19 protein-coding genes, 2 pseudogenes, 1 riboswitch and 1 other annotated feature are annotated in these 22,711 nt (G+C 50.4%); of the genes and pseudogenes, 2 read left to right on the top strand and 19 right to left on the bottom strand.

All coding sequences use genetic code 11. The features are described 5' to 3' along the window. Positions 1–114 precede the first annotated feature (114 nt). The 4 genes and pseudogenes from B0W44_RS05535 to B0W44_RS05520 form a co-directional block, all read right to left on the bottom strand. Positions 115–1,507, bottom strand: a pseudogene (locus B0W44_RS05535) (alanine/glycine:cation symporter family protein). A gap of 40 nt (positions 1,508–1,547) precedes the next feature. Beyond that, positions 1,548–2,678: a Glu/Leu/Phe/Val dehydrogenase dimerization domain-containing protein gene (locus tag B0W44_RS05530; protein WP_077719146.1), complete on the bottom strand. Its 1,131-nt coding sequence runs from the start codon at positions 2,676–2,678 to the stop codon at positions 1,548–1,550. A gap of 270 nt (positions 2,679–2,948) precedes the next feature. Further along, positions 2,949–3,606 (bottom strand): annotated as a pseudogene (locus B0W44_RS05525) (aldehyde dehydrogenase family protein); the annotation flags it as partial. Positions 3,607–3,705: 99 nt separating this feature from the next. After that, complete coding sequence (locus B0W44_RS05520; RefSeq protein WP_228441501.1) at positions 3,706–4,350, bottom strand: GntR family transcriptional regulator; 645 nt, start codon at positions 4,348–4,350, stop codon at positions 3,706–3,708. Positions 4,351–4,577: 227 nt separating this feature from the next. Here B0W44_RS05520 and B0W44_RS05515 point away from each other — a divergent pair, with 227 nt between their 5' ends. After that, a complete protein-coding gene (locus B0W44_RS05515; protein WP_077719145.1) occupies positions 4,578–5,558 on the top strand; it encodes a 2-hydroxyacid dehydrogenase in 981 nt (326 codons plus the stop codon). A gap of 231 nt (positions 5,559–5,789) precedes the next feature. Here B0W44_RS05515 and B0W44_RS05510 read toward each other — a convergent pair whose 3' ends face one another. From B0W44_RS05510 to B0W44_RS05485, 6 genes are all read right to left on the bottom strand, one after another. Beyond that, positions 5,790–8,198: a DNA internalization-related competence protein ComEC/Rec2 gene (locus B0W44_RS05510; protein ID WP_077719144.1), complete on the bottom strand. Its 2,409-nt coding sequence runs from the start codon at positions 8,196–8,198 to the stop codon at positions 5,790–5,792. A gap of 67 nt (positions 8,199–8,265) precedes the next feature. After that, entirely contained in the window at positions 8,266–8,823 is a 558-nt protein-coding gene (gene dcd / locus B0W44_RS05505; protein WP_077719143.1) for a dCTP deaminase, read from the bottom strand. 75 nt (positions 8,824–8,898) lie between these two features. After that, on the bottom strand, positions 8,899–9,243 hold the full coding sequence (locus tag B0W44_RS05500) for a DUF3139 domain-containing protein (RefSeq protein WP_077719142.1): 345 nt from the start codon (positions 9,241–9,243) through the stop codon (positions 8,899–8,901). Positions 9,244–9,414: 171 nt separating this feature from the next. Continuing rightward, positions 9,415–10,704 (bottom strand): homocysteine synthase, encoded by a 1,290-nt coding sequence (locus B0W44_RS05495; RefSeq protein WP_077719141.1) that lies wholly within the window; start codon positions 10,702–10,704, stop codon positions 9,415–9,417. A 77-nt stretch (positions 10,705–10,781) separates the two neighbouring features. Continuing rightward, positions 10,782–10,891: riboswitch (SAM riboswitch) on the bottom strand. Between the two features lie 37 nt (positions 10,892–10,928). Beyond that, positions 10,929–12,188, bottom strand: coding sequence for an MFS transporter (locus tag B0W44_RS05490; protein ID WP_077719140.1), 1,260 nt, complete (start codon positions 12,186–12,188; stop codon positions 10,929–10,931). Between the two features lie 105 nt (positions 12,189–12,293). Beyond that, the gene (locus B0W44_RS05485) at positions 12,294–12,920 is read right to left on the bottom strand and encodes a helix-hairpin-helix domain-containing protein (RefSeq protein WP_077719139.1); all 627 of its coding nucleotides are present in this window, start codon (positions 12,918–12,920) and stop codon (positions 12,294–12,296) included. Positions 12,921–13,055: 135 nt separating this feature from the next. Between B0W44_RS05485 and comER the strand changes: the two genes are divergently transcribed. Then, entirely contained in the window at positions 13,056–13,886 is an 831-nt protein-coding gene (gene comER / locus B0W44_RS05480; protein ID WP_228441550.1) for a late competence protein ComER, read from the top strand. 101 nt (positions 13,887–13,987) lie between these two features. Here comER and leuS read toward each other — a convergent pair whose 3' ends face one another. The 9 genes from leuS to lipL all read right to left on the bottom strand — a co-directional run bounded on the left by leuS (position 13,988) and on the right by lipL (position 22,550). Continuing rightward, the gene (leuS, locus tag B0W44_RS05475) at positions 13,988–16,450 is read right to left on the bottom strand and encodes a leucine--tRNA ligase (RefSeq protein WP_077719138.1); all 2,463 of its coding nucleotides are present in this window, start codon (positions 16,448–16,450) and stop codon (positions 13,988–13,990) included. A 75-nt stretch (positions 16,451–16,525) separates the two neighbouring features. Continuing rightward, positions 16,526–16,755: a binding site (T-box leader), on the bottom strand. Between the two features lie 112 nt (positions 16,756–16,867). Continuing rightward, the gene (locus B0W44_RS05470) at positions 16,868–17,632 is read right to left on the bottom strand and encodes a class I SAM-dependent DNA methyltransferase (RefSeq protein ID WP_077719137.1); all 765 of its coding nucleotides are present in this window, start codon (positions 17,630–17,632) and stop codon (positions 16,868–16,870) included. Between the two features lie 4 nt (positions 17,633–17,636). Further along, positions 17,637–17,978, bottom strand: coding sequence for a ribosome silencing factor (gene rsfS / locus B0W44_RS05465; protein WP_418304075.1), 342 nt, complete (start codon positions 17,976–17,978; stop codon positions 17,637–17,639). Positions 17,979–17,980: 2 nt separating this feature from the next. Then, the gene (gene yqeK, locus B0W44_RS05460) at positions 17,981–18,544 is read right to left on the bottom strand and encodes a bis(5'-nucleosyl)-tetraphosphatase (symmetrical) YqeK (protein WP_077719135.1); all 564 of its coding nucleotides are present in this window, start codon (positions 18,542–18,544) and stop codon (positions 17,981–17,983) included. Continuing rightward, positions 18,534–19,115: a nicotinate-nucleotide adenylyltransferase gene (locus B0W44_RS05455; protein ID WP_077719134.1), complete on the bottom strand. Its 582-nt coding sequence runs from the start codon at positions 19,113–19,115 to the stop codon at positions 18,534–18,536. The genes yqeK and B0W44_RS05455 overlap by 11 nt, the downstream gene beginning before the upstream one ends. A 15-nt stretch (positions 19,116–19,130) precedes the next feature. Then, on the bottom strand, positions 19,131–19,967 hold the full coding sequence (gene aroE / locus B0W44_RS05450; RefSeq protein WP_077719133.1) for a shikimate dehydrogenase: 837 nt from the start codon (positions 19,965–19,967) through the stop codon (positions 19,131–19,133). 43 nt (positions 19,968–20,010) lie between these two features. After that, complete coding sequence (gene yqeH / locus B0W44_RS05445) at positions 20,011–21,117, bottom strand: ribosome biogenesis GTPase YqeH (protein ID WP_179947380.1); 1,107 nt, start codon at positions 21,115–21,117, stop codon at positions 20,011–20,013. Continuing rightward, positions 21,117–21,629, bottom strand: coding sequence for a YqeG family HAD IIIA-type phosphatase (locus B0W44_RS05440; RefSeq protein ID WP_228441547.1), 513 nt, complete (start codon positions 21,627–21,629; stop codon positions 21,117–21,119). Before B0W44_RS05440 ends, yqeH begins: the two co-directional genes overlap by 1 nt. Positions 21,630–21,677: 48 nt before the next feature. Beyond that, positions 21,678–22,550 (bottom strand): octanoyl-[GcvH]:protein N-octanoyltransferase, encoded by an 873-nt coding sequence (gene lipL / locus B0W44_RS05435; protein WP_077719131.1) that lies wholly within the window; start codon positions 22,548–22,550, stop codon positions 21,678–21,680. Positions 22,551–22,711 lie beyond the last annotated feature (161 nt).

Raw genomic sequence — 22,711 nt, 5'->3', positions numbered from 1 at the left:
CTCACGTTTATCGGTCGTTACTGACGTCACTGTCGTAGGAGGATTAATTTTATTCGTCGTCTTGAGCATTGTGAGATCCAAAATTTCTTTTCTATCAACGCAGCAAATATTTATTTATGAAGAAATACCTTTGTTTTGATTTTTAATATCTAGCAAATAATATTTTTCAGACGCAAAAAATTCCCGCTTCATTTCGACAACCTCTTTGCTAAGCAACACTAGGGCGATAATATTTGGAATAGCCATGGCAGCCAAACTGATGTCCAGAAGGCTCCAAATTGTTTGCGCACCGCCGATCGCCCCAACAAAAACGGACAATACATATACAAACTTCATAATTTTTCCGCCTTTCAACCCAAATAAATACTCCGCTTGTCTTTCGCCGTAGTAAGATAAAACGATTACAGTAGATATGACAAAAAACACGAGAGCAATGGTAACTATTAGTCCACCTGTTTGACCTAAAGCTACAGAAAACGCTTCTGTTGTCAGTGCGGAAGGATTCCCGCCTGCCCCTTCATTTTTCCAAACCCCGGTAGACAACACAACAAATGCAGTTGCTGTACAAACAATTACCGTGTCGATGACAACTTCCATTACCGCCCATAAACCCTGTCTGACTGGATGATCTGTTGTTGCGGATGCGTGAGCGATTGGAGCGGTTCCTACTCCAGCTTCATTGGAGTACACTCCGCGGGCAAATCCCCAGCGAATGGCTTGTGCTATAGCTGCTCCACCAAATCCTCCTACCGCCGCCATCGGCTGAAACGCATATGTGAAAATTAATGAAAGAACTTCCCCCACCATGTTAAAAATTCATTATCACTATTATCAAAGCCCCAAACAAATACAAACCAACCATAAGTGGGACAAATTTCTCTGTAAACTTTCCAATTCTTTTGATTCCACCGATAATGACAAATCCGACAATTAACATCGATACAATCCCCGTCATGACCGGATTCACATTAAACGTTTCCTGAACAGTTGCGGCTAAGGAATTGCCTTGTACCATGACACTCGGAATAACTTCAATCATTAAAGCTATCGCAAACCAAACGCCAAGCCACCTCATATTCAACCCTTTGGCCATGTAGTAGACGGGCCCTCCAACAAACTCGCCCCTCGCATTTTTCTCCCTATATTTTAAAGCTAACACGACTTCGGAGAACTTAATAGCACTCGCTAGCAAAGCAATCATCCACATCCAAAAAATAGCCCCAGGGCCCCCAAACATGATGGCGGCTGGTACACCTACAATGTTCCCAGCACCAATAGTACAGGCAAGAGCCGATGTGAGGGCTTGGAAAGGCGATATCGTCCCCTCCCCATTTGTTTTTTTGAAAACCCTTCCGATTGTCTGTTTAATTATATAAAAGGCATATCTGAACTGGAAAAAACCTAAACGGATCGTTAAAAAAATCCCACTTAAAAACAACAATATAATCATGGGTGGCCCCCAAATCCAATCAGATACAGCGACAATATAATCGATTAGACGTTCCATAATGAAAATTCCTCCTCTAATAATTGGAATTATCTAGTTTCTATGATCTTATAGGTTCTGTCTTATAGGATCTGTAGGCTGCTTCCCTTGGGGAAATTCCCTCCTCATTCGCTTGAGAAAGAGCATGTATGGTTGCTCTTTCTAGGGATTCTTTTAAATAGTCTAAAATCTTTTCTGCATTTGGAGGCAAATTTTTAAACAATATAGCTCCAAACATACCAAGCCCGCCCACATTTGCAATGAAGTCAGGAATAACGTAAATCCCTTTATTAGTTAAAATTTTCTCCCCTTCAGTTGTTATCGGAATATTTGCTCCTTCGACGACTAGCTTCGCCTTAATATCTTGCGCGTTTTCTTTATTAATAACGTCTGCAACGGCAGCTGGAACAAGCACATCGACATTCAACGTGAGACAGTCAGTGTTCGTTAAGTTTAAATAAGCTTTTGGTAATCTAGATCGATCGATATAACCATATTCGTCTTTTGCCTTTAGGAGTAGCGGTATATCTAAACCGTCTTCACAGAAAACAGTCCCTTCTATATCTGCAATCGCTACAACCTTTGCTCCTGCATTTGAAAAATATGACGCCGCGCTCGCACCAACACTTCCAAATCCTTGGATGGAAACAGTCGCCCCTGTCACTTCTCTCCCTAACCATTCCAAAGCTTTCTGCGTCGTTACTCCAACACCGTAGCCAGTAATCATGTGAATAAGCGGTACACTGTTAACCGTTAATTTTAATGCTTTATTTAAATTCTCGATTAGATTCTCAGCTTCAGGATATTGATTTAAATAGGCGTTAGCCGTTTTTAAACCTATTTCATTCAATGCTCTCGCGATGTCTTCCAATCTCGTGCCTAAATCATCACTTGTGATCCACACTTGCTCTAAATAAGGTTTGTGGGCCTCCAAAAACCTTTTTAATACTCCATAACTGTCTGGATTAGACGGAGAATAATCAATCCCTGCTTTTGCTCCGCCAATTGGATAGTCTAATGTAGACATTTTAAGTGTCATCGTATGAGCCAGACGTGCCACCTCTTTTTGTGTTAGTCCTTTTCTCATACGAGTTCCGCCACTAGCGATGCCGCCTTTTAATGTATCAATTACCAAGTAACCTTTTGCGTTTGTGACAGGATCCGTCCACTCTGTTTTTATATAAGCTGCCATATTATCCCCCCTATGCTACGAGTAAAAATCTCTAATTTTTGGACCCCTACAACATTTTCTTTTCAAGGTTTATTTAGTTAAGCTTGTATATGAAGAATGAACATTAAGTCAATCGTTCGAAAGTATCCAACTCTTTTCCTGGCTCATACTATCCCCCTTTCCATTCACGAGTTCTCAATTCGCTATTTCCCCAAACTGGGGAAATACGTGGAATTTAGAAAATGTACTCCTACGTTTTCTTCATGCCGTTGTTCCTCCCGTTTTTTTTTCTTAAATCCCTATTGATACATACTGAGTTTCCAGGAACGCCTCAATCCCCTCATGTCCCCCTTCTCTGCCGATACCGCTCTCCTTCATCCCTCCGAATGGAATTTGGGCGGCAGAAGGAGTCCCGTCATTCCAACCAACGATGCCAAAGTCCAGTTGTTCAATGACGCGCGTTCAACTGATTCACACGATCGGCAAATTTCTCCAAAAATGCTTCGTATATCCCCGACTGAACATATATGCGGTTACCACAAATGCACGTTTGTCCGGTATTTCTAAACTTCGAAGCGATGACAGCTTTTACAGCAACATCTAAATTAGCATCATCAAAGACAATCATCGGGGCGTGCCCACCGAGTTCCAGGGACAACCGCTTGACTTGATCAGCACTCTGTCTGATCAATGTTTTCCCAACTTCAGTCGAACCAGTAAACGTAATTTTACGGACTTTTCTGTTTTCCATGATGGCTTTCCCAATCTTAGAGGAGGATCCCGTCACAAGATTGACGACGCCCTTGGGGAAACCAGCTTGCTCACACAGTTCTAACAGTTTAACGGCTGTTAAAGGGCTTTCACTCGAAGGTTTAACAACAACCGTACACCCCGCCGCAAGGGCTGGTCCCATTTTGCGCGTGAGCATGGCAGCCGGAAAGTTCCACGGGCATTCTCCATTCTTCAATGATCGCCCTATCCGGCACGGCAGAAGGAAAATAACCGCTGTCAACTCTTCCAATACTGATCTTGATTAGTTTGATCTTGTTTACAAGTTGAGCAGTTGTTCTTCGACATACTCAATGTGCTGTCGAACCGCTTTGTCAATGATGTTGGAATCCCGTGTTAAGAGGGCGTCCAACAACTCCCTGTGCTCTTCGTAAAACGACTCGTGACTCGAGTAATACTGATCAAGGTGGGCGAGAAATGTTCTAATTTGGACATGGATGGAGTCGTATATACTGATAAGTCGTGAGTTTCCGCAAACTTTTACAATGTAGTGGTGAAATTGCATGTCGAGATCAAACAGGTCACTCCAATTTTTTTCTGTTGTCTTCACTTTCATGCGTTCAAGTATTTTTTCAAGGTCTTCTATGTGTTTTTCCTCTAACCGAGGCAACGCACGTTTAAACGCATAGGTCTCCAGCAATGTCCTCAGTTCCAAAATTTCTTGTCGATCCTCAGCAGAAAACTCGGTGACGTAAGTTCCCTTTCTCGTCTTGCTCTTAACGAGACCTTCATGCTCGAGAATCATGAGCGCTTCTCTTACTGAACTGCGACTGACTTCAAACCTTTCAGCCAACTCACTTTCAAGCAAACGCTCACCAAACTGAATGTCCCGGTTCCATATACCGCGGCGTAATTGGTCGGCAATAAATTGGCTGAGAGATTTGTGGACAAGCGGTTGATCCATCGAATTTCTTCCCCTCATCTGTACAAGTCGTACGCTTATACGGTAATACGTCGATTGTCGACAATCGACTAAATTTAGCATATACGCTTTATTTTTTATTGTCAAGCATTTTTTAATTTTAATTTTTGTGAACCTACTTATTGACATCTGATTATGTTCCCGATATTTTATAGTTAACGATATTGTCGATTGTCGACAAAAAATAAGCACGGAAGGAATATGATGACATGACAAAAAAGAAGATCCTTGCATACAACCGGGTATCTGAGCCTGTCCTACACGACCTTCAGCAAAAATATGAGGTCGAATTTTTTAAGCACGTCGATACGAGGAACGATGAGCGATTTTTGCAATATTTACATCAAGTCGAAGGAATTATCGGCTTAGAGTTAAAAGTAGATAAAATGCTGTTAGACCGCGCTCCTCACCTAAAAATTGTCAGCAACGTATCCGTCGGTTACGACAATTTAGACGTTACAGCGTTGACGAAAAGGGGCATTATGGCAACAAACACACCGGATGTCCTGACAGACACGGTTGCTGACGCTATTTTCGGTATCCTCATCGCAACAGCCAGACGCATCCCCGAGCTAGACCATTTCGTAAAACGCGGCCAATGGTCGGAGTTTTTAGTGCCGGAACAATTCGGGGTTGATGTTCACCATAAAAAATTAGGGATTATCGGAATGGGGAGAATAGGACAAGCCATCGCACAAAGGGCTCACTTTGGGTTCGACATGGAGATACTGTATCACTCACGTACGAGAAAACCTGAAGTTGACACAAAGTATCGCGCGACATTTTGTACGCTTGACGCGTTACTCGCTCATTCCGATTTTGTTTGTCTCATAACTCCCCTTACTCCTGAAACAGAAGGGCTTATCGGGAAAAGGGAGTTTAAATTGATGAAAAAATCGGCCATATTCATTAACGGTTCACGCGGCAGAACGGTTGTCGAGGAAGATTTAATCGATGCTTTAGAAAAAGGAGAAATACTTGCTGCTGGATTAGACGTATACAAACAAGAACCCGTTGATCCGCTCAATCCGCTCTTAAAGATGCAAAATGTGGTCACAACACCCCACATCGGCTCTTCTACACATGAAACGGAATTGAAAATGTCTCAGCTAGCAGCCAAAAATCTTGAAGCGGGTTTAAACGGAATTAAACCGCCGAATCTCATTAATCCCGAAGTCTGGGGAGACTAGGATACCCTTGGCGATCTTCGTTCAGCTGTCTAGAAAGTCAGTAAAAGCTGATGCACTAGACACAGCCTCGTTCTCCGTTTGGTGTGAATCAACCGCTATTGACGGGAATCCCACTACGCATAAGATAATCGTCACAGCTTTCCAGTCACTGCTCCAACCCTCTCTACGTGAACTACTAATAGGCACAACTATCGAATCAGTTACATGGAAAGAGTAATCTGAAACAGGACATTAATCAACGATACTCTGTTCAACTGACAGGTGACCGTCGCGGTGGACGCGGACCGTAATGCCGCCGTGCCGGTCAGTGCGGAAAATAGAGCTTCCCGCCTGATGTAACCTTTCGATGACGTCAGGGTGAGGGTGGTTGTACCGGTTGTTCTCTCCGACAGACAACACGGTCACTTTCGGACGGACGGTTTGTAACAACACATCCCCCGTCGACGTATCGCTCCCGTGGTGTCCGGCTTTGAGTACGTCTACGGGCGGGATGTCCCACGTGTTCACAATGTGTTCTTCCACCTCTTGATCGGCGTCCCCCGTCAGCAAAAAGGACCGCCCTTGATACGAAAGAAGGACTACGACCGACTGGGCGTTGCGCTCGTCTGACGGCACGTCCTCCGGCTCGGGCTGGACAAACTGCCAGTAGAGCCCGTCCTCTAATTGCCATCCGCTTCCACTCGTCACCCGGTAAACGGGAACGTCGGCAGCTTCAAGAGAAGACAGGAGCTCTCGCTCCAGTTCTGAAGGGTTGTGTGTGTCCGCCCCGCGCACAAAGTAGCGGACGGGGAGGTTCTCCACTAACGCTTTCATGCCGCCGATGTGGTCGGCATCGCCGTGAGTCATGACGAGATAGTCGATTCGGGCAACTCCCTTGTGCCGCAAAAAAGGGAGAACAATGTCTTCCCCGACGTCAAACGGATCTCTCTGGACTTGCCAGGGCTCTCGTTCAAAAAAACCCGTGCCCCCTGCATCTACTACTATCGTCTGGCGCTGCGGCGTCTCCACGACGATGGCATCCCCTTGTCCGACGTCTAGAAACGTGACAGTGAGCGGGCGGTTCCACCACGGGAAAGGAGAGTGAGCGAAGATGACGACGAAGACAAAGGCTAACGACAAGCCGACACGCCTCCGCCGGGGAACGCGTACATCGCTGCACAGCCAAAACTTGCCGATCGCTCCCAACAAGGCGTAGTAAACGAACACCCACGGAATGGGCGGGGTCGGCCATACGAGATGAAACGGCTCCCAGTCCGTCAACATCTCGGCCACTGTCAAGACCACATCTACGGCCCATTCGTTCACTTTGGCAGGCAACGTCGCCAGCGGAACTGCAATGCCTGCTAGCAGAACAGTGGCAAACCCTAACGGAATGACGATGAAACTGACGAAGGGTACGACGATTAAATTGGCCAAACCGGACAAGAGAGAAAACTGATTAAAATAGTAAATGATGAGAGGAAACGAACACAGTTGCGCCACAACGGTCACGGCAACGGTCTCCCTCAGAAAAGCGGGGAGCTTCGGCATTCGCTTGCATAAGAGCGGGACACCGACCACGATGCCGACGGTTACGGTAAAAGACAGCTGAAAGCTCGCGCTGAAGAGCCAGTACGGGTTGAAGAGCAACATAAGAGACGCCGCCAAGGCGAGAAAGTGGACACTGTTTTTCCAGCGGCGGTAGATGACGGCGAGAAGGACAAGCCCTCCGACGATGGCGGCGCGAATAACGGGAGGGTTCGCCCCGGTCAACAGCGCGTAAAACGGCAAAAAGAGCAAAGCGAAAGCGGCAGCTCTCTCCCGGGTCACCCCCATCCACTTTAAACCCCCGTAGAAGATGGCGAGGACGATTCCCACGTGCAGGCCGGAAATGGCCAGCAAGTGAAGCAGGCCGAGGGTGGCGAATTGACGTTCGACTTGTAAATCTACTGTTTCCCGCTCACCGAGAATCATCCCCCGCACGAGACCGGCGGCAGGATGTTCATAAACAGAATCGATCCGCTGGCCCAAATAGGTCCGAAAACGATCCAGTAACTCCAGCCCGTGTCGAGAAGACGTGAGGCGTTCCACAGCACCGGCGTCTTGGGCACGCCCAATCCAGTGCACGTGTTGCCTGTACAGATGTTGGCGGTAATCAAAGCCTCCGGGATTCCGGGCAACGTCTGGCCTCTCCAGTTTAACGTCAACCCGCACCCAGTCGCCGCGCCGGAACGTGTAAATGTAATCTCGCTCCGCCAAAGTTTCTAAATAGAGCCGGACGAGCACTTTTTCTCCCCCAGTGGAAAACGTGTCGTCTCCCTGGTGCCACATCTCACTCCGCAACATGATGTCCACCCTGTTCCCGTCCACCACAGGAGGTTCCAGGAGCCGGCCCGTGATGCTGCCTTTCCACTCGCGGGCGTGTTCCGGCCAGACCGAGCGGTTGTGGTCATCGGTCCAGGTCATGTAAGCGGCAGCCGACAAAAAAGCGACTGCAGCCACAAATGGGCGGAAGCCGTGCCATCTCCTGTACAGCTGCCACACCCCAACGACGGACACAGCGGCCAGCGACAAACACCACATGGTAAAAGGCAGCCACCCTAGACTGCCGACCCACAGCCCGGTCACCCATCCAGTGACCCAATAAACAGACCAACGCAAACACCCACACACCCTTTCCAGATGTGTGGGTATTCGACATTTTTTGCCAATATTCCTCTTTTGTCAACTAAATACGCGGTAGTGTAATACCTTGTTGATGCTGATATTTTCCTTTCTTGTCCCGGTAAGACACTTCACACTCTTCATCGCTTTCCAGAAACAACACTTGGCACAACCCTTCATGGGCATAAATTTTCGCCGGAAGCGGCGTCGTGTTGGAAATTTCTAACGTGACATGCCCTTCCCACCCCGGTTCAAACGGCGTGACGTTCGTAATAATGCCGCAGCGGGCGTAAGTCGATTTGCCGACACAGATGGCGAGAACGTTCGTCGGAATGCGAAAGTATTCAACCGAACGAGCAAGGGCGAAAGAATTGGGCGGAATGATCGCCACGTCCCCTTTAAAATCAACAAAAGAGTCCAGATTGATTTCTTTCGGATCGATGACTGGATTTAACGCGTTGTGAAAAATTTTGAACTCATCCGCAACGCGCAGATCGTAGCCGTAACTGCTGAGGCCAAAACTGACGGCTTCTCCCTTGCCGACGTTGCGGTCGACGAACGGCTCGATCATCTTGTGCTCAGTCGCCATCTTGCGAATCCATTTGTCCGATTTAATCGTCACGTGATCTCCACCCCCAACTGGTAAATCAATAGCTCTATTTTACAACACTTTGTCCTAGTATGATAGAACCGGCGCTCAATTTTCGCGTTGCGTGACACTGGACTCCTTTCCGTCCGCACCCGTCTCTTTTTTGCCGCACTGGACGATTTGTCCTCCCTCGTCACAGTAAACATATACCGTCTCAGGTTCGTCTTTAAACACGACTTCTACATAATAACCCGGTCGCTTCATCGCTTGTCGGAAGACTTCAATCCTTTCGATCCGATCGGGATCATCGCCCTGTTCTTCCGTTAAGTACTGTTCGACCCGTTGTTCTAACTCCGTGTAAGCCGTCGGGTCTCCGTAAATTTTCAAAAACATGAAGAACGCGAGCACCCCGATGATAACAACAGCCGCTACCATCACAACACTTTTCTTCACGTGTCTCGACTCCTTCTGCTCCTGTCAACTGTTCACTTCCATTCTCTATTATACCGTTTTCCCGTTTCTCCTTTTTTTTAAAAAATGCAACGTTTTATGAACAGCCTAGCAAGTAAAGAGAGGCAGCTTTCGCTGCCTCCGCGATCAAAATGTTTTTATGGTCCCTTGCCGTTAGGCGTGACTTCTGTTCAAAGCTTGATCCAGGTCGGCTATAATGTCGTCTGCGCTCTCGATTCCGACAGAGAGGCGGACCAATTCCGGCGATACCCCGGTGGAAAGCTGTTCTTCCGGTGTCAACTGTTGGTGCGTCGTGCTGGCCGGGTGAATGATCAGTGACTTGGCGTCGCCGACATTGGCTAAGTGAGAGAACAACTTCACATTGTTGATCAATTTCTTCCCGGCTTCAAGACCTCCTTTGATCCCGAATGACAAAATCGCTCCCTGTCCTTTCGGCAAATACTTTTGCGCTTTTTCGTAGGACGGATGGCCTTTTAAGCCGGGGTAATTCACCCACTCTACCGCATCGTGCTGTTGTAAGAACTGAGCCACCTTCAACGCGTTCTCGCTGTGACGTTCCATGCGCAAGTGCAACGTCTCCAGCCCTTGTAAAAACAGGAAGGCGTTAAAAGGAGAGAGCGCGGCTCCAGTATCCCGCAACAACTGCACTCTGGCCTTCGTAATGTAAGCGATAGGGCCAAGTGCTTCTGTGTACACCACTCCGTGATAACTCGGATCTGGCTCCGTCAGTTCGGGAAACTTCCCGTTCGTCCAGTCAAACTTGCCGGAATCGACAATGACGCCGCCGATGGACGTCCCGTGTCCGCCAATAAATTTCGTTGCAGAGTGGACAACGATATCAGCTCCGAATTCGATGGGCCTCAGCAAATACGGCGTGGGGAACGTATTGTCCACAATTAACGGAATTCCGTTCTCGTGGGCAATAGCGGCCACCGCTTCCACATCCAACACGTCATTTTTCGGATTGCCAATGGACTCAGCAAAGACGAGGCGGGTCTTTTCATTGATCGCTTGACGAAAATTGTCCGGATCGGACGGATCGACGAAGTGAACGCGTATCCCCAACTTTGGCAACGTGTGGGAAAACAGATTGTACGTTCCACCGTACAGACTGCTGGCCGACACGATTTCATCTCCGGACTTGGCAATGTTTAAGATCGCGTACGTAATAGCCGCTTGTCCAGACGCCGTGGCCAGCGCGCCAACCCCGCCCTCCAAAGCGGCCACGCGCTGTTCAAAGGCGTCATTCGTCGGATTCATGATCCGGGAGTAAATGTTGCCAAACTCTTTTAAGGCGAACAAGTTAGCCGCATGATCCGTGTCGTTGAAGACATATGAAGTCGTCTGGTAAATCGGGACCGCTCGGGCATTCGTCGCCTCGTCGGGTTGCTGTCCGGCGTGGACGGACAGTGTGTCAAACTGGTATTGCTTTTCGTCACTCATCGTCAGGTTCCTCCTCAAACATATAAATAAAAAACTCTTCCGATAAGGAAGAGCTTCATACCAAAAGACTAAATCTCCCCTTATCTTTCAGGAAAACGTCCTGCAGGAATTGGCACCGCATCTCCTAAAGGCGAAGACCGGTTGCCGGGTTTCATTGGGCCAGTCCCTCCACCACTCTTGATAAGGCTCCAAAATATTCAGTTCCCTGTACAGGTTGTTATTTATTATATAGGCATTGATTCTGATCCGTCAAATACTTTTTTTGATTTGACGAGGTCCGTCCCTTTTCTTAACAGAAAAAAAGCGAAAGCAAAGCTCGCGGCGGCAGTGTAAAAAAGGGAGGGGTGGCCGAAAACGTCCATCGAAAATCCTAATGCGGCTGGAGCGACCACTGACGAGGCCATGGAGAACAGGTAGTACATCCCCGTGAAAAAACCGATTCTCTTCGTGCCCCCTAAATCGGCCACGAGCGGATAAGCCTGTACGTTGACGAGAGCCCAGGCCATACCGCCCGCGAAAAGTAACACTTTCAACAGTGCCAAGGAAGTGATCCACGGCATGATGAGGAAGAGGGCCGGCAAGCCGATCAGTCCGGCGAGCATCGTTTCCGATTTCCCGAACCGACTTCCGACCATTCCAGCCGGAAGGGCGAACAGTACAAAGGACAAGCTGAAGAAACCGAGGGTCAACCCAGCTTCGCCCCCGCTTGCCCCGAGATGTTCAGTCGCGTACACACTGAACTGGGCCTCCACCCCGCTGTAGCCGACAAAGTACAAAAAAATGGCAGAAAGGATGAGAAAATGGCCGCGAAAGGTTGGTTCAGCAAGCCTGGCTACATTCGAGCGCAACGATCGAAGGGGCACTGTTTCAGCGCTGTCTTGGATATTGACACGAGCGTACGGCGGATGCCGCTCAACGGTGAAGAAAAGTAGAGCAAACGAGGCACACAGGATCATCCCGCCGATGACGAACGGGTAGGAGCGGGAGAGGTCGTAGAGCGGTGCGAGGGCAAACAACGCAAGCAGTCCCCCCACCCCGCCCATCAAATTGATGACACCGTTTGCCGTCGACCGCTTTTCCACTGGCGTATGGTCTGGCATGAGCGAAATCACGGGTGCACGGTAAACCGTCATGGCCAGAAGAAATGCGATATCGACGCACAACAGCATCCAGAGTGCGCCGCGACCGAGGAACGGAATGAGGACAAAAAACAAGGCGGCCATCGGCATTCCGACAATGAGAAACGGAAGCCGTCCGCCGTATCGAGTATCCAGCCGGTCGGACCACACTCCGATGAGGGGAATCAACACAACGGCCAGTAAATTGTCTAATCCCATAATCGAGCCGCGAATCGCGCGACTTTCGATAAACTCACCTAGAATGAGCGGCATGTACGTATTGTACACAGTCCACACGAGTGTCAGCGCAAAAAAACCGCTGCCGATGGCAACAATCTTGCCGTAAGAGAACGGGCGCTTCTTCAACTCCCCACCCCCTGTCCACCATTTTTATTTTTCCAAGCACGTGTGGGTGACTTGCCCACCCAAAGCGACAGATATCTCCAGTATAACGAAGCTCGCTCCCTTCTTCTAGCGAACGGTTATGTCGTCTTTTATGTTTTCCAACGTTTTATCTCCGATCCCGCTTACGCGTGTCAGATCGTCCACCGTTTTAAAAGGCCCGTTCTCCTCCCGGTCCTTTACAATGGCGGCCGCCTTGGTCGGCCCTATACCGCTCAACGTCTGCAACTCCGCTTCAGAGGCCCGGTTAATGTTCACTTTCCCGGTTCCTGTGTGAGGTTCCCCTCCCGTTCCCTGTGTCGTGTCATGCAGCTCCTCGCCCTCGCGGGGAACGATGACCGCCATTCCGTCTATCAAAAAGTCAGCCAGATTGAGTTGGTCCGTGTTCGCTTCGTCAGTGGCTCCTCCGGCAGCTTCGATGGCTTGATAAAGGCGGGAGTCAGGAGGCAAACGGTAAATCCCCGGTTGCTTCACCGCTCCTTTGACATCGACGACGATTTCCGTAGGTTCATCTGCCGCCTCCTCTTTCTTTTCCACGAATCCACCGTCTGGCAGGTCGTCGCCTAACGGAATTTCCTCCGTACTTTCAGCCCGGTCTGTAAACAGAAAGTACATGAGTGTGCTGAGAAGCAAAATCACGCAAACGAGCGCGACTGCCATCAGTTTTATCTCCCTGTTCGACCACGTTTGAAACAACGATCTTCCCCCTCTTTCCCGTCAATTTGCCAAACTCCTCCGCCTCCAAAAACTGAATGTTTATCCTCTGTCGTATTTGCCTCACCTCCGTCATAGGCTAAATAAATGACACGTTGACGACTGGAGGGATTTCGCTTGGCGAAAATTGGATTTATCGGGACCGGAAACATGGGACAAATCCTGATCGAAGCATTTCTAAAAGCTGGTGCCTTGGGAACGGACGACATCTTCATTTACAACCGTACCCATGCAAAAGCGCGTCAACTGGCAGCACGACATCCGGGCATACACATTGCCCCAAACAATAGGACCCTCGTCGAAAACAGCGAGATCATATTGATCTGTGTCAAACCGCTTGAATACGGAAACGTCCTGGACGACATCCAGGATGTGGTCCAGCCGGAGCACCTCGTCATCTCCATCACCAGTCCGGTCTTGATCCGCGACATAGAAGAGCGCATTCCGGCAAAAGTTGCGAAAGTCGTCCCCAGTATTACAAACTCAGTGCTTTGTGGAGCGGCTTTGGTCATGTTCGGTTCCCGCCTCACGTCAGACGATCGGAAAACGCTTTTCCGTTTGTTTCGCCACATCAGCCGTCCCATTGAAATCAATGAAGCCCACGTACGCGTTTCCTCGGATCTCGCCAGTTGTGCCCCCGCCTTTCTCTGCTTACTCATGCAGCGCTTTGCCGAATCAGCCAGTGACGTGGCCGGCATCCCACGAGAAACCGCCGTTTCCCTCGTGAACGAAATGATTCTCGGCGTTGGGAAACTGTTGACAGAAGGCGGGTTTAGCCTGGAATCATTACAGGAGCGCGTCGCGGTTCCGGGAGGTGTGACTCGTGACGGTTTAAACGTACTAGATCAGGAGTTGGGGACCGTTTTTCAACAGTTATTTCACATGACCCAACACAAACACGAAAAAGACTTGCAACACGTGCAGCGCATGTTTTACGAGCACACCTAAAAGCCACTGAATAAACCTCTCTACGATTGTATATCGGCAAAAAAACCCCTTTTCGCGACTTTCGTTCGCGAAAAGGGGGGCTTCAGTGATGGTAATTCACCTTACTTCGCCACAATGTTCACCAGCTTCTTCGGGACGACAATGACTTTGTGCACCGTTTTGCCGTTTAACTGCTGCTGTACTTTGGACCGCGCCAGTGCCATCTCTTCCACTTCTTTATTGTCAGCGCCTGCCGGCACAGTAAGCTTGTCGCGCACTTTGCCGTTTACCTGTACAGCGAGCTCGACCTCGTCCAGGGCGAGGGCCGCTTCGTCAAAAGTCGGCCACGCCTGCTCGTGTACGCTGTCCCTATGGCCGATCTGTTGCCACAGTTCCTCGGCGATGTGTGGCGTAAACGGCGCCAACAGCAATACGATATGTTCAATTGCATCGGCCAAAGTCCCCCGATCGGCCGTCTGCGGATAACTTTGTACTGCGTTGACGAGCTCCATGATCGCACTGATCGCCGTGTTAAAGTTGTAGCGCGTCCCGACATCTTCCGTCACTTTCTTGATCGTGTAGTGCAAAGTTCGGTTGAGCGCCTTGCTCTCTTTGTCAACGTCTGGTTCAGCCTGGGGCCTGTCTTCAAATATGTGTTTGTGTTCACCCACGACCCGCCACACGCGGTTTAAAAACCGGTAGCTGCCTTCCACGCCGGAATCACTCCACTCCAAATCGCGATCCGGCGGAGCGGCAAACAGAATGAACAGTCGCCCTGTGTCCGCACCGTACTGCTCGATTATCTCATCGGGACTGACGACATTTCCCTTCGATTTCGACATTTTGGCGCCGTCTTTCAACACCATGCCTTGCGTCAGCAAACTTTTAAACGGCTCGTCCGTCGACACCATCCCGGCGTCGTACAGGACTTTGGTAAAGAACCGCGAGTACAAGAGGTGCAAAATGGCGTGTTCAATCCCGCCGATGTACTCGTCCACTTGCATCCACTTGTCCGCCATTTCCTTGGAAAACGGCTTTTCTTCATTGTGTGGGTCTGTATAGCGCAAGTAGTACCAAGAGGAATCGATGAACGTATCCATCGTGTCCGTCTCCCGCCGTGCCGGCTGACCGCAGCGGGGACACGTTGTGTCAACAAAAGAAGGGGACGTTGTCAGCGGGTTGCTGCGTCCGTCAAAAGTGACATCTTCCGGCAACAGAACGGGCAACTGTTCTTTCGGTACAGGGACTGTGCCACACGCGTCACAGTAGATGATTGGAATCGGGGCTCCCCAGTAACGCTGCCGGGATATGAGCCAGTCCCGCAACTTGTACGTGACAGTACGCTCTCCTTTGCCTTGACTTTCCAACGCTTTGCTGATTTCCACAATCGCTTTGCGGTTCGGCATACCGTTAAACTGGCCGGAATTGACGAGGACACCGTCTTCGACGTACGCTTCGGACAACGGCTCACCGAGTGGATCCCCAGGGCGGTCGATCACTTTGCGAATCGGCAGGTGGTACTTCTTCGCAAAGGCAAAGTCGCGTTCGTCGTGAGCCGGGACCCCCATGACGGCACCTGTTCCGTAATCCATCAACACGTAATTGGCCACCCAAATCGGCACTTCTTCTCCCGTCAGCGGGTGCTTCGCATACGCGCCTGTAAAGTAACCAACTTTTTCGGCATCAGCGGACGTTCGGGACATTTCCGATTCGTTCCGCATGCGCGCGATAAATTCCCGGATCTGTCTCTCTTGCGCCTTTCCGCGAATCACTTGTTCGACGAGGGGATGTTCCGGTGCCAACACCATGTACGTGACGCCGAACAGTGTGTCGGGTCGGGTGGTAAATACCGTTACGGGAGCATCATTCAATTCCGGGATTGTGAACGTGACGTTCGTCCCTTCACTGCGGCCGATCCAGTTGCGCTGCATGGTTTTCACTTTTTCCGGCCACTCGTCGAGCTTGTCGAGGTCATGCAGCAAGCGGTCGGCATACTCGGTAATGCGAAAAAACCACTGCTCAAGCTCTTTCTTCTCCACCACTGTATCGCATCGCCAGCAGCGCCCATCTTCCACCTGTTCGTTGGCTAACACAGTCTGGCAGCCCGGACACCAATTGACTGCCGCCTTTTTCCGGTAAGCCAAACCGCGCTCGTAAAAGAGTAAAAACAGCCACTGGGTGAACCGGTAGTAGTCAGGTTGGCACGTCGTCACTTCACGGTCCCAGTCGTAACTGACACCCAGCTGGTTTTGCTGCTCCTTCATGTGCGCAATGTTGTCCATCGTCCATTTCGCCGGGTGTACGTTGTTTTTGATCGCTGCGTTTTCTGCCGGCAGTCCGAACGCATCCCACCCCATCGGGTGCAAGACCCTGTAGCCGTTCATCCGTTTAAAGCGGGCGATTACATCCCCGATGGAGTAGACGCGCATGTGTCCCATGTGCAGTTTTCCTGACGGATAGGGAAATTGTTCTAATGTGTAAAATTTCGGTTTGTCACTTTCTTCGACCGTTCGGTAGATGTGGCGCTCGCCCCAGATCTGCTGCCATTTGTGTTCAATTTGGTGTGGATTGTACCCTTGAGTCATGACCCATTCCTCCTTGGAACTGCACGTAATGAAAAATTACTCCCAAATATGAAACCTCCCACCCCAAGTGTCATCACTAGGGACGAGAGGTTGTTGACCATTCTCCCGCGGTACCACCCTATTTAGTACCAGCTTTAACAGATACTCACTCAAATATCCGGTAACGGGGATCAGAACGGCAGAAGGTACTCGGTTCCCCTCTGCGACTTACGGGGCGAGTTCGATTGTGTGCAACGTCGGCTTGCAGCCACCGCCGACTCTCTGAACATTTAATACAACCTACTGCTCCCCGGCATCGTCGATAACACTTTTCCGCGTATTTCATACTGATTATATGCAAACGGCCCTGGCTGTGTCAACTCTTTTTTCCGATCCGAGTGTGAGATACTAGGAGCCCCCTCTTATAACAAGTATCCCTCAGCGCTTTTGCGCCGCGAAAAACAGCCGCTCACTGTTCTCTTTCGGTTCGCCCTCTATTTCAAAGTCAGCGCTGACTGATTGAACGGAAAATCCGGTTTCCTCCAGCCACTTTACGACTGTGTGTACAGGGAACGTCCTCTGCCGGTGCCACTCGTCAAACCGATCATATTTGCCGTCCCTTTGTTCAACAAAGAACGTCAACGCTTGGTTGACGATGCCGCATTCGTGGTCGAACTGATTGTTCAAGACACAGTACACGTCCGCCTCTTCCCACGCAAACAGCTGGTCACCCAACACGTCCGCGATTTTGTAGGGGCTGTGAATGTCAAACAAAAAAACACCCTTCGGAGCGAGCCCCTTATGCACTGCCTCAAACGCTCTTTTCCAGTCTTCTTCCGTCAACAAATAGTTGAGGCTGTCGCAAAAACAGACGACAGCATCTGCCTGTCTGGGGAGGATGAGTTCGCGCATGTCTTGTTCCAGCCACTGGACAGCCGATCCAGCGCCGTGACGCAGTCCCTCTTTACCAGCGGCGACGGCCAGCATGTCTGCGGAGCGGTCCACCCCGATGACAGTCCGGCCTGTTTTGACCAACCTCCACGTCAGCGTACCCGTACCGCAGGCCAAGTCCACCACTGTCCTTGGTTGTACCCCCATTCGACTCCACTGTGCTTCCGTCCACTGCAGCCACCTGTCGTACGGAGCGCTTTCCATCAGCCGATCGTATACACTGGCCAAATGCCGATAGTTTTCACGTCCCATCGCCTCATTGAACTCCAACCGTTTTGGCGTCGCCCCACAGACGTTCCAAATCGTAGAAATCGCGCTCGTCACGGTGAAAGATGTGAATCACGACATCGCCGGCATCGATCAACACCCAGCGCCCCTGGTCATAACCTTCGACCCCTCTCACGTGTACGCCTGCTTCCTCTAAACTGTCTTTCACACCAGTGGCAATAGATTGAACTTGTTTTTCCGAATGTCCGCTTGCAATGACAAAGTAGTCTGCGATGACGGAAAGACCTTGAATGTCTAAAATGACGGGCCGAACGGCCTTTTTTTCTTCCGCAGCTTGTACAGCCAACTTCGCCACTTCCACTAAATCCAACGTCACGACTCCTCCTTTAACAAATCGTTCCTCGCCTCAACCGTCAACGGGTACAGTTTACGGTTATTTTTTATCAGCAGCATCAACGTGTTATTCAGCGAACGGTAAAGGGCGCCGTCCAGATCATGGTCTGCCAGTTCCCTCACTTCCTGAACTCCTGGAAAATCGCGCCCAGGTTCGATATAATCGGCTAAACAGACCACCTTTTCCAGTACGGACATATTCGGACGCCCGGACGTGTGATAGCGGATGGCGTTGAGAATATCCTCATCTTCTACGCCCAAATGCTCACGAACGGCTTCCGCACCGACAAAAGCGTGCCACAAGGCTGGACTGTGCTGCAATAAATCATACCCTATCTTGTGTTCCACGATCCACTGGCGCTGCTTGTCTGTCGGCCAGCACTTACTGTAATCGTGTAAAAGGGCTGCCACGTCAGCCTTCTCTGGATCGGCCCCGAAACGGTGAGCCAGCTGAACGGCCGTTTCTGCCACGCGAAGCGTATGCCGGTACCGGCTCTCATCTAATTCACTTTTTACAATGGTCAACAGTTTTTCACGTTTCATACAACCGATTAGCCTCCATATATTCCCGCACGCCCTCGGGAACGAGATACCTCACAGATTTCCCTGCCGCCCTTTTCCTGCGAATGTCAGTCGACGTAATCCCGATCGACGGCATTGAGACGTAACGAACCCGCTTGGCAATGGCATCAGGAAGTTCGGGTCTGCCGTAGCCTGGACGGTTTAATCCGACAAACTGCACGTCTTGGATCAACTGTTGGATACGATACCAATTTGGAAGGTCGTGAACCATATCAGCACCGACGATAAAGTAGAATTCATGCTCGGGGTAGCGCTTCTGCAAAATGGACATCGTCTCAGCGGTGTACGATGTACCTTGCCGCTCGAACTCCAGTTTCGACACGCAAAATTTCGGATGATCGACCACTGCCTTCTCCACCATCCTCAACCTGTGAATCGGGTCTGCAACGGTGCGGCTGTGTTTGTGAGGCGGCTCTGCTGCCGGCATGAACCACACGTAATCTAAGGGTAGTTCGTCTCTCACTCGCTCTGCCGCAATTAAGTGGCCGAAGTGAATGGGGTCAAACGTTCCTCCCATAATTCCGATCCGCATCTTCATACTCCTTGTCTACGTAGATACCGCCTGGCGCATGACGTCCAGCGGAGGTTGAACCCCTGTCCACTGTTCGTAAGCTAGCGCCCCTTGGTGGACAAACATGCCGAATCCGTTGTGTATGACACAGCCCCGGCCTTCTGCCTGTCTCAGTAACGTCGTTTTCATCGGATTGTAGATTAAATCACTGACGATGGCCCCTTCCGGCAACAACTCTCCTGGGATAGGTGTCTCCTCGACGTGGGGATGCATCCCGACCGATGTGGTGTTGACGATCAACGTCCGATCATCTATCCACTTCTCAATCTCTGCCAAAGGAACCGCTTTGACGTCCGTCAGGTGTTGCAGGAGTGAACGGAGCTGTTCGGCTTTTGCCACAGTCCGATTGGCGATGACGACACTCTGAACGCCTGACTGCGCCAACGCGTAGGCAACGCCCCTTGCGGCGCCTCCCGCCCCGAGAATGAGCACGCGCTGTTCTTCCAGACGAAGACCTGTTTCTACTTCGAGTGATCTCAAATACCCGGCCCCGTCAGTATTCATCCCGATCAGTTTGCCGCCGTCATTCACAACCGTATTGACCGCCCCGATTCGACGGGCCTCATCGTTCACTTCATCCAATAGGGCCATGATGGCCACTTTGTGAGGTATCGTCACGTTCCACCCTCGAGCGCCGAGGGCGCGCATTCCGTTTACCGCCTGCGGTAGCTCTTCCGGGCGCACATCAAACGCCAAGTACGTATACGGGAGCTTTTGACTTTCTAACGCCCTGTTGTGCATGAGTGGCGATTTCGAGTGGGCAACAGGATGTCCCATGACACCCAAAAGGCGCGTGTGTGTTCCGATTTCCATTTAAGTTCTCCCCTCGATAAGAACATTCTTTTTCGCGACGTCCTCATATCAACGCCGGTCGCAGCGAGACTGTGATCCCCTTCGGGGCGTAAACGTCCAGTTCGGCCGCATCTCCCCGACATGTCACCCAGCCGAGGCCGGAAATGACGATGTCCGTCTTCTCCCCTCTCACATGGAAAGACTGCTTCCACATCGGCGGAAGTGTGCCTTTTTCAAAAGGGGGTGACAACATCTTCCCCACGTGTTCCGCATAAAGCGAATCGGCCCGTTCCGTTTTGGTCCGGTGTATGTACAAGTCTTTCGCCATGTAACAGACAAACGGCTGCCTGGGCCCCCGTTTGAAGTCAAGCCGGCCTAAGCCGCCAAAAAAAAGCGTCTGTCCGTCATTAAGCTGGTACACTTTCGGGTGAATGACCGTTTTCGGCACGATCAGACGCAGTTCGTCAGGTGACACCCGTTCGCTCAAGCGGTCTTCGTTGACAATGCCCGGCGTATCGACAATTTCCCGGTTGTCGTCCAAAGGAATGCGTATCGCGTCGAGTGTTGTCCCGGGGTAGTACGACGTCGTGATTTCATCCCCTTCACCGTCTCCGTACTGTTGCAGCAACCGGTTGATGAACGATGATTTTCCGACATTGGTGGCCCCGACGATGTACACGTCCCGTCCGTTCCGGTATTCCTCTATTTTCTCCACCACTCGTTCGACATTCAGGTTCATCTTAACACTGCACAGGACGATGTCGACCGGATCTGTTTTCCGCCCTTTAACAAATTGTGCAAGCCACCTCTCGATTTTTTCCGGCCTCACTGACTGGGGAAGCAAGTCCACTTTGTTCGCCACAAGGAGTAGCGGATTGTCGCCGATGTACCGGGACAATTCAGGAATCCAGCTACCCTCTAAATCAAAGATGTCCACAATGTGTACCACGAGAGCTTCCTGCGTCGTGAGTTCCTGTAGCACTGTACGAAAATCGTCCGCCGTCCGCTCAGTTTTCCCAACCTCGTTGTAATGGCGGATACGGTGACAGCGCCTGCAAACTAAATGCTCACGCTCAAGCGCTTCTGGCGGGACATAGCCTGAACGTTGCGGGTCTTCCGTCTGAATCGGAACACCACACCCGGCACAATACCGTGTCTCTTTCGACAACATCATTCCTCCCAGCGTTTAATACCGCGTAAATCCATCCACATGAACACCAGCTTTTCAAACGTGCGGTTGACTTTTGTCCAAAACCCCTCGCGTTCTGAAATGGGAACGACCAAAATCGTATACAGTCCGGCTTTGTTTCCGCCCAACACGTCTGTCAACAGCTGATCTCCGACGATGACCGTTTCTTCCGGGGTCGCTTCTAAGTGGTGCAACGCTTTTTGAAAAGAGGAGTAAAACGGTTTTTTCGCTGCGTGTATGTAAGGAACCTGAAGCATATTGGCAAATGTCGCCACGCGGGTTTTCGTGTTGTTCGACACAATCATGACCCGGAACCCCATCGATTCCAGTTGCTTTAGCCAATGCATCAGCTCCGGTGTGACATCCATTTTGTCCGTTTCGATGAGTGTGTTGTCCAAATCCAAAATAATGGCTTTAAACCCGCGATGTTGCAACTCGTTAAAATCGATATCGTATACACTTTTGACGAACTTTTTCGGTATCAGTCTCTTCACCGCATCCACCCATCCCATAATTTGCCCCAAAAAAGTGCGCTCAAATTCTTACAACGGCATTTCTCTTTTTATTTTATCAAACTTGTACAAACTTTTTTCATTGCGTTCCACCATTCGCCGCCGATTGAGCTGAAACCGTTCTTCTTCAAAAGGGAACCGTGAGGTGGTGATAATTCGGCTCGACCGGTTTTGCAACACTTCCACTAACCGCTGTTTGAGCATATCGGTGTTCATCCCGATCGACAACAATTCGGTGAGGGAAGCCATGGTTTCCGGGTTGATGGAAGGAAAGAGCTTTCCGCGCGGTTCCTGGGCAGCACCAGCCAACTGGTAAAATTGTTTAAGCACCTCAGCTCTTCTCCGTCCGCTCCCTGAAACGAGCAAGAAGACTTGAACCGCCATCCCGCCCTTTGTGCGCCGCTGTGAAATGCCGGCAAACTTCACCCCGCGAATGGACAGGTCATAACGGCCCGGACAGTATGATCCTTCCACCTCCCCGACTGCTATGTGCCTCACGTAAGGGTGAAGCAGCTCCTCGACTAATTGCCGCATCGCTTCAAATCCGTCATCGATGTCCGCAAAGGGACGGTCCACGGGCATCACGAGCGAAATATTGAGGACGCCTTCATCGAGCACGACGGCGAGGCCTCCGGAATTTCGCACAATGACGCGGTAACCTTTCGCTTCCAAATAGTTAAGTCCCTCTGCGATAAAGGGAAGGCGGGTATCTTGTATCCCCAGAACGACGGTATCCCGATGTACCCACAGTCGGGCAGTGGGAGGAGACAGCTTTCCGCCGACAGACGCACAAAGAGTATCGTCCATGGCGAATGAATCGATGGCGTCTAGTGCCGACTCGTGTCCCCTTTGGTCCAGGATGCGCCAAACTTTTTGGTTGAGGTGAGTCGGTTCCCGATTCATAACGTGTAACTCCTGCACCAGCGGTAATTCACTATCTTCCCTATAATACACGATTCGATGGCGGAGATAAATAGCCTCCCATCAGCTCCTGTTGCTCGCCACATTGTACATAAAAATGTCTTGCGCGTCCATACTAAGCGTACGACTTTTATATAGGAGGG

The sequence above is a fragment of the Novibacillus thermophilus genome, from assembly GCF_002005165.1.
Lineage (GTDB): Bacteria > Bacillota > Bacilli > Thermoactinomycetales > Novibacillaceae > Novibacillus > Novibacillus thermophilus.
Note: the sequence above shows the minus strand (reverse complement) of the source record. Positions and strands in the feature narration are given on the sequence as shown.

What these genes read in the sequence shown, in the direction of transcription:
- B0W44_RS05530 (WP_077719146.1), bottom strand. Translation starts at nt 2,678, where the DNA reads ATGGCAGCTTATATAAAAACAGAGTGGACGGATCCTGTCACAAACGCA.
- B0W44_RS05520 (WP_228441501.1), bottom strand. Translation starts at nt 4,350, where the DNA reads ATGGATCAACCGCTTGTCCACAAATCTCTCAGCCAATTTATTGCCGAC.
- B0W44_RS05515 (WP_077719145.1), top strand. Translation starts at nt 4,578, where the DNA reads ATGACAAAAAAGAAGATCCTTGCATACAACCGGGTATCTGAGCCTGTC.
- B0W44_RS05495 (WP_077719141.1), bottom strand. Translation starts at nt 10,704, where the DNA reads ATGAGTGACGAAAAGCAATACCAGTTTGACACACTGTCCGTCCACGCC.
- leuS (WP_077719138.1), bottom strand. Translation starts at nt 16,450, where the DNA reads ATGACTCAAGGGTACAATCCACACCAAATTGAACACAAATGGCAGCAG.
- B0W44_RS05470 (WP_077719137.1), bottom strand. Translation starts at nt 17,632, where the DNA reads ATGGGACGTGAAAACTATCGGCATTTGGCCAGTGTATACGATCGGCTG.
- yqeK (WP_077719135.1), bottom strand. Translation starts at nt 18,544, where the DNA reads ATGAAACGTGAAAAACTGTTGACCATTGTAAAAAGTGAATTAGATGAG.
- B0W44_RS05455 (WP_077719134.1), bottom strand. Translation starts at nt 19,115, where the DNA reads ATGCGGATCGGAATTATGGGAGGAACGTTTGACCCCATTCACTTCGGC.
- aroE (WP_077719133.1), bottom strand. Translation starts at nt 19,967, where the DNA reads ATGGAAATCGGAACACACACGCGCCTTTTGGGTGTCATGGGACATCCT.
- yqeH (WP_179947380.1), bottom strand. Translation starts at nt 21,117, where the DNA reads ATGTTGTCGAAAGAGACACGGTATTGTGCCGGGTGTGGTGTTCCGATT.
- lipL (WP_077719131.1), bottom strand. Translation starts at nt 22,550, where the DNA reads ATGAATCGGGAACCGACTCACCTCAACCAAAAAGTTTGGCGCATCCTG.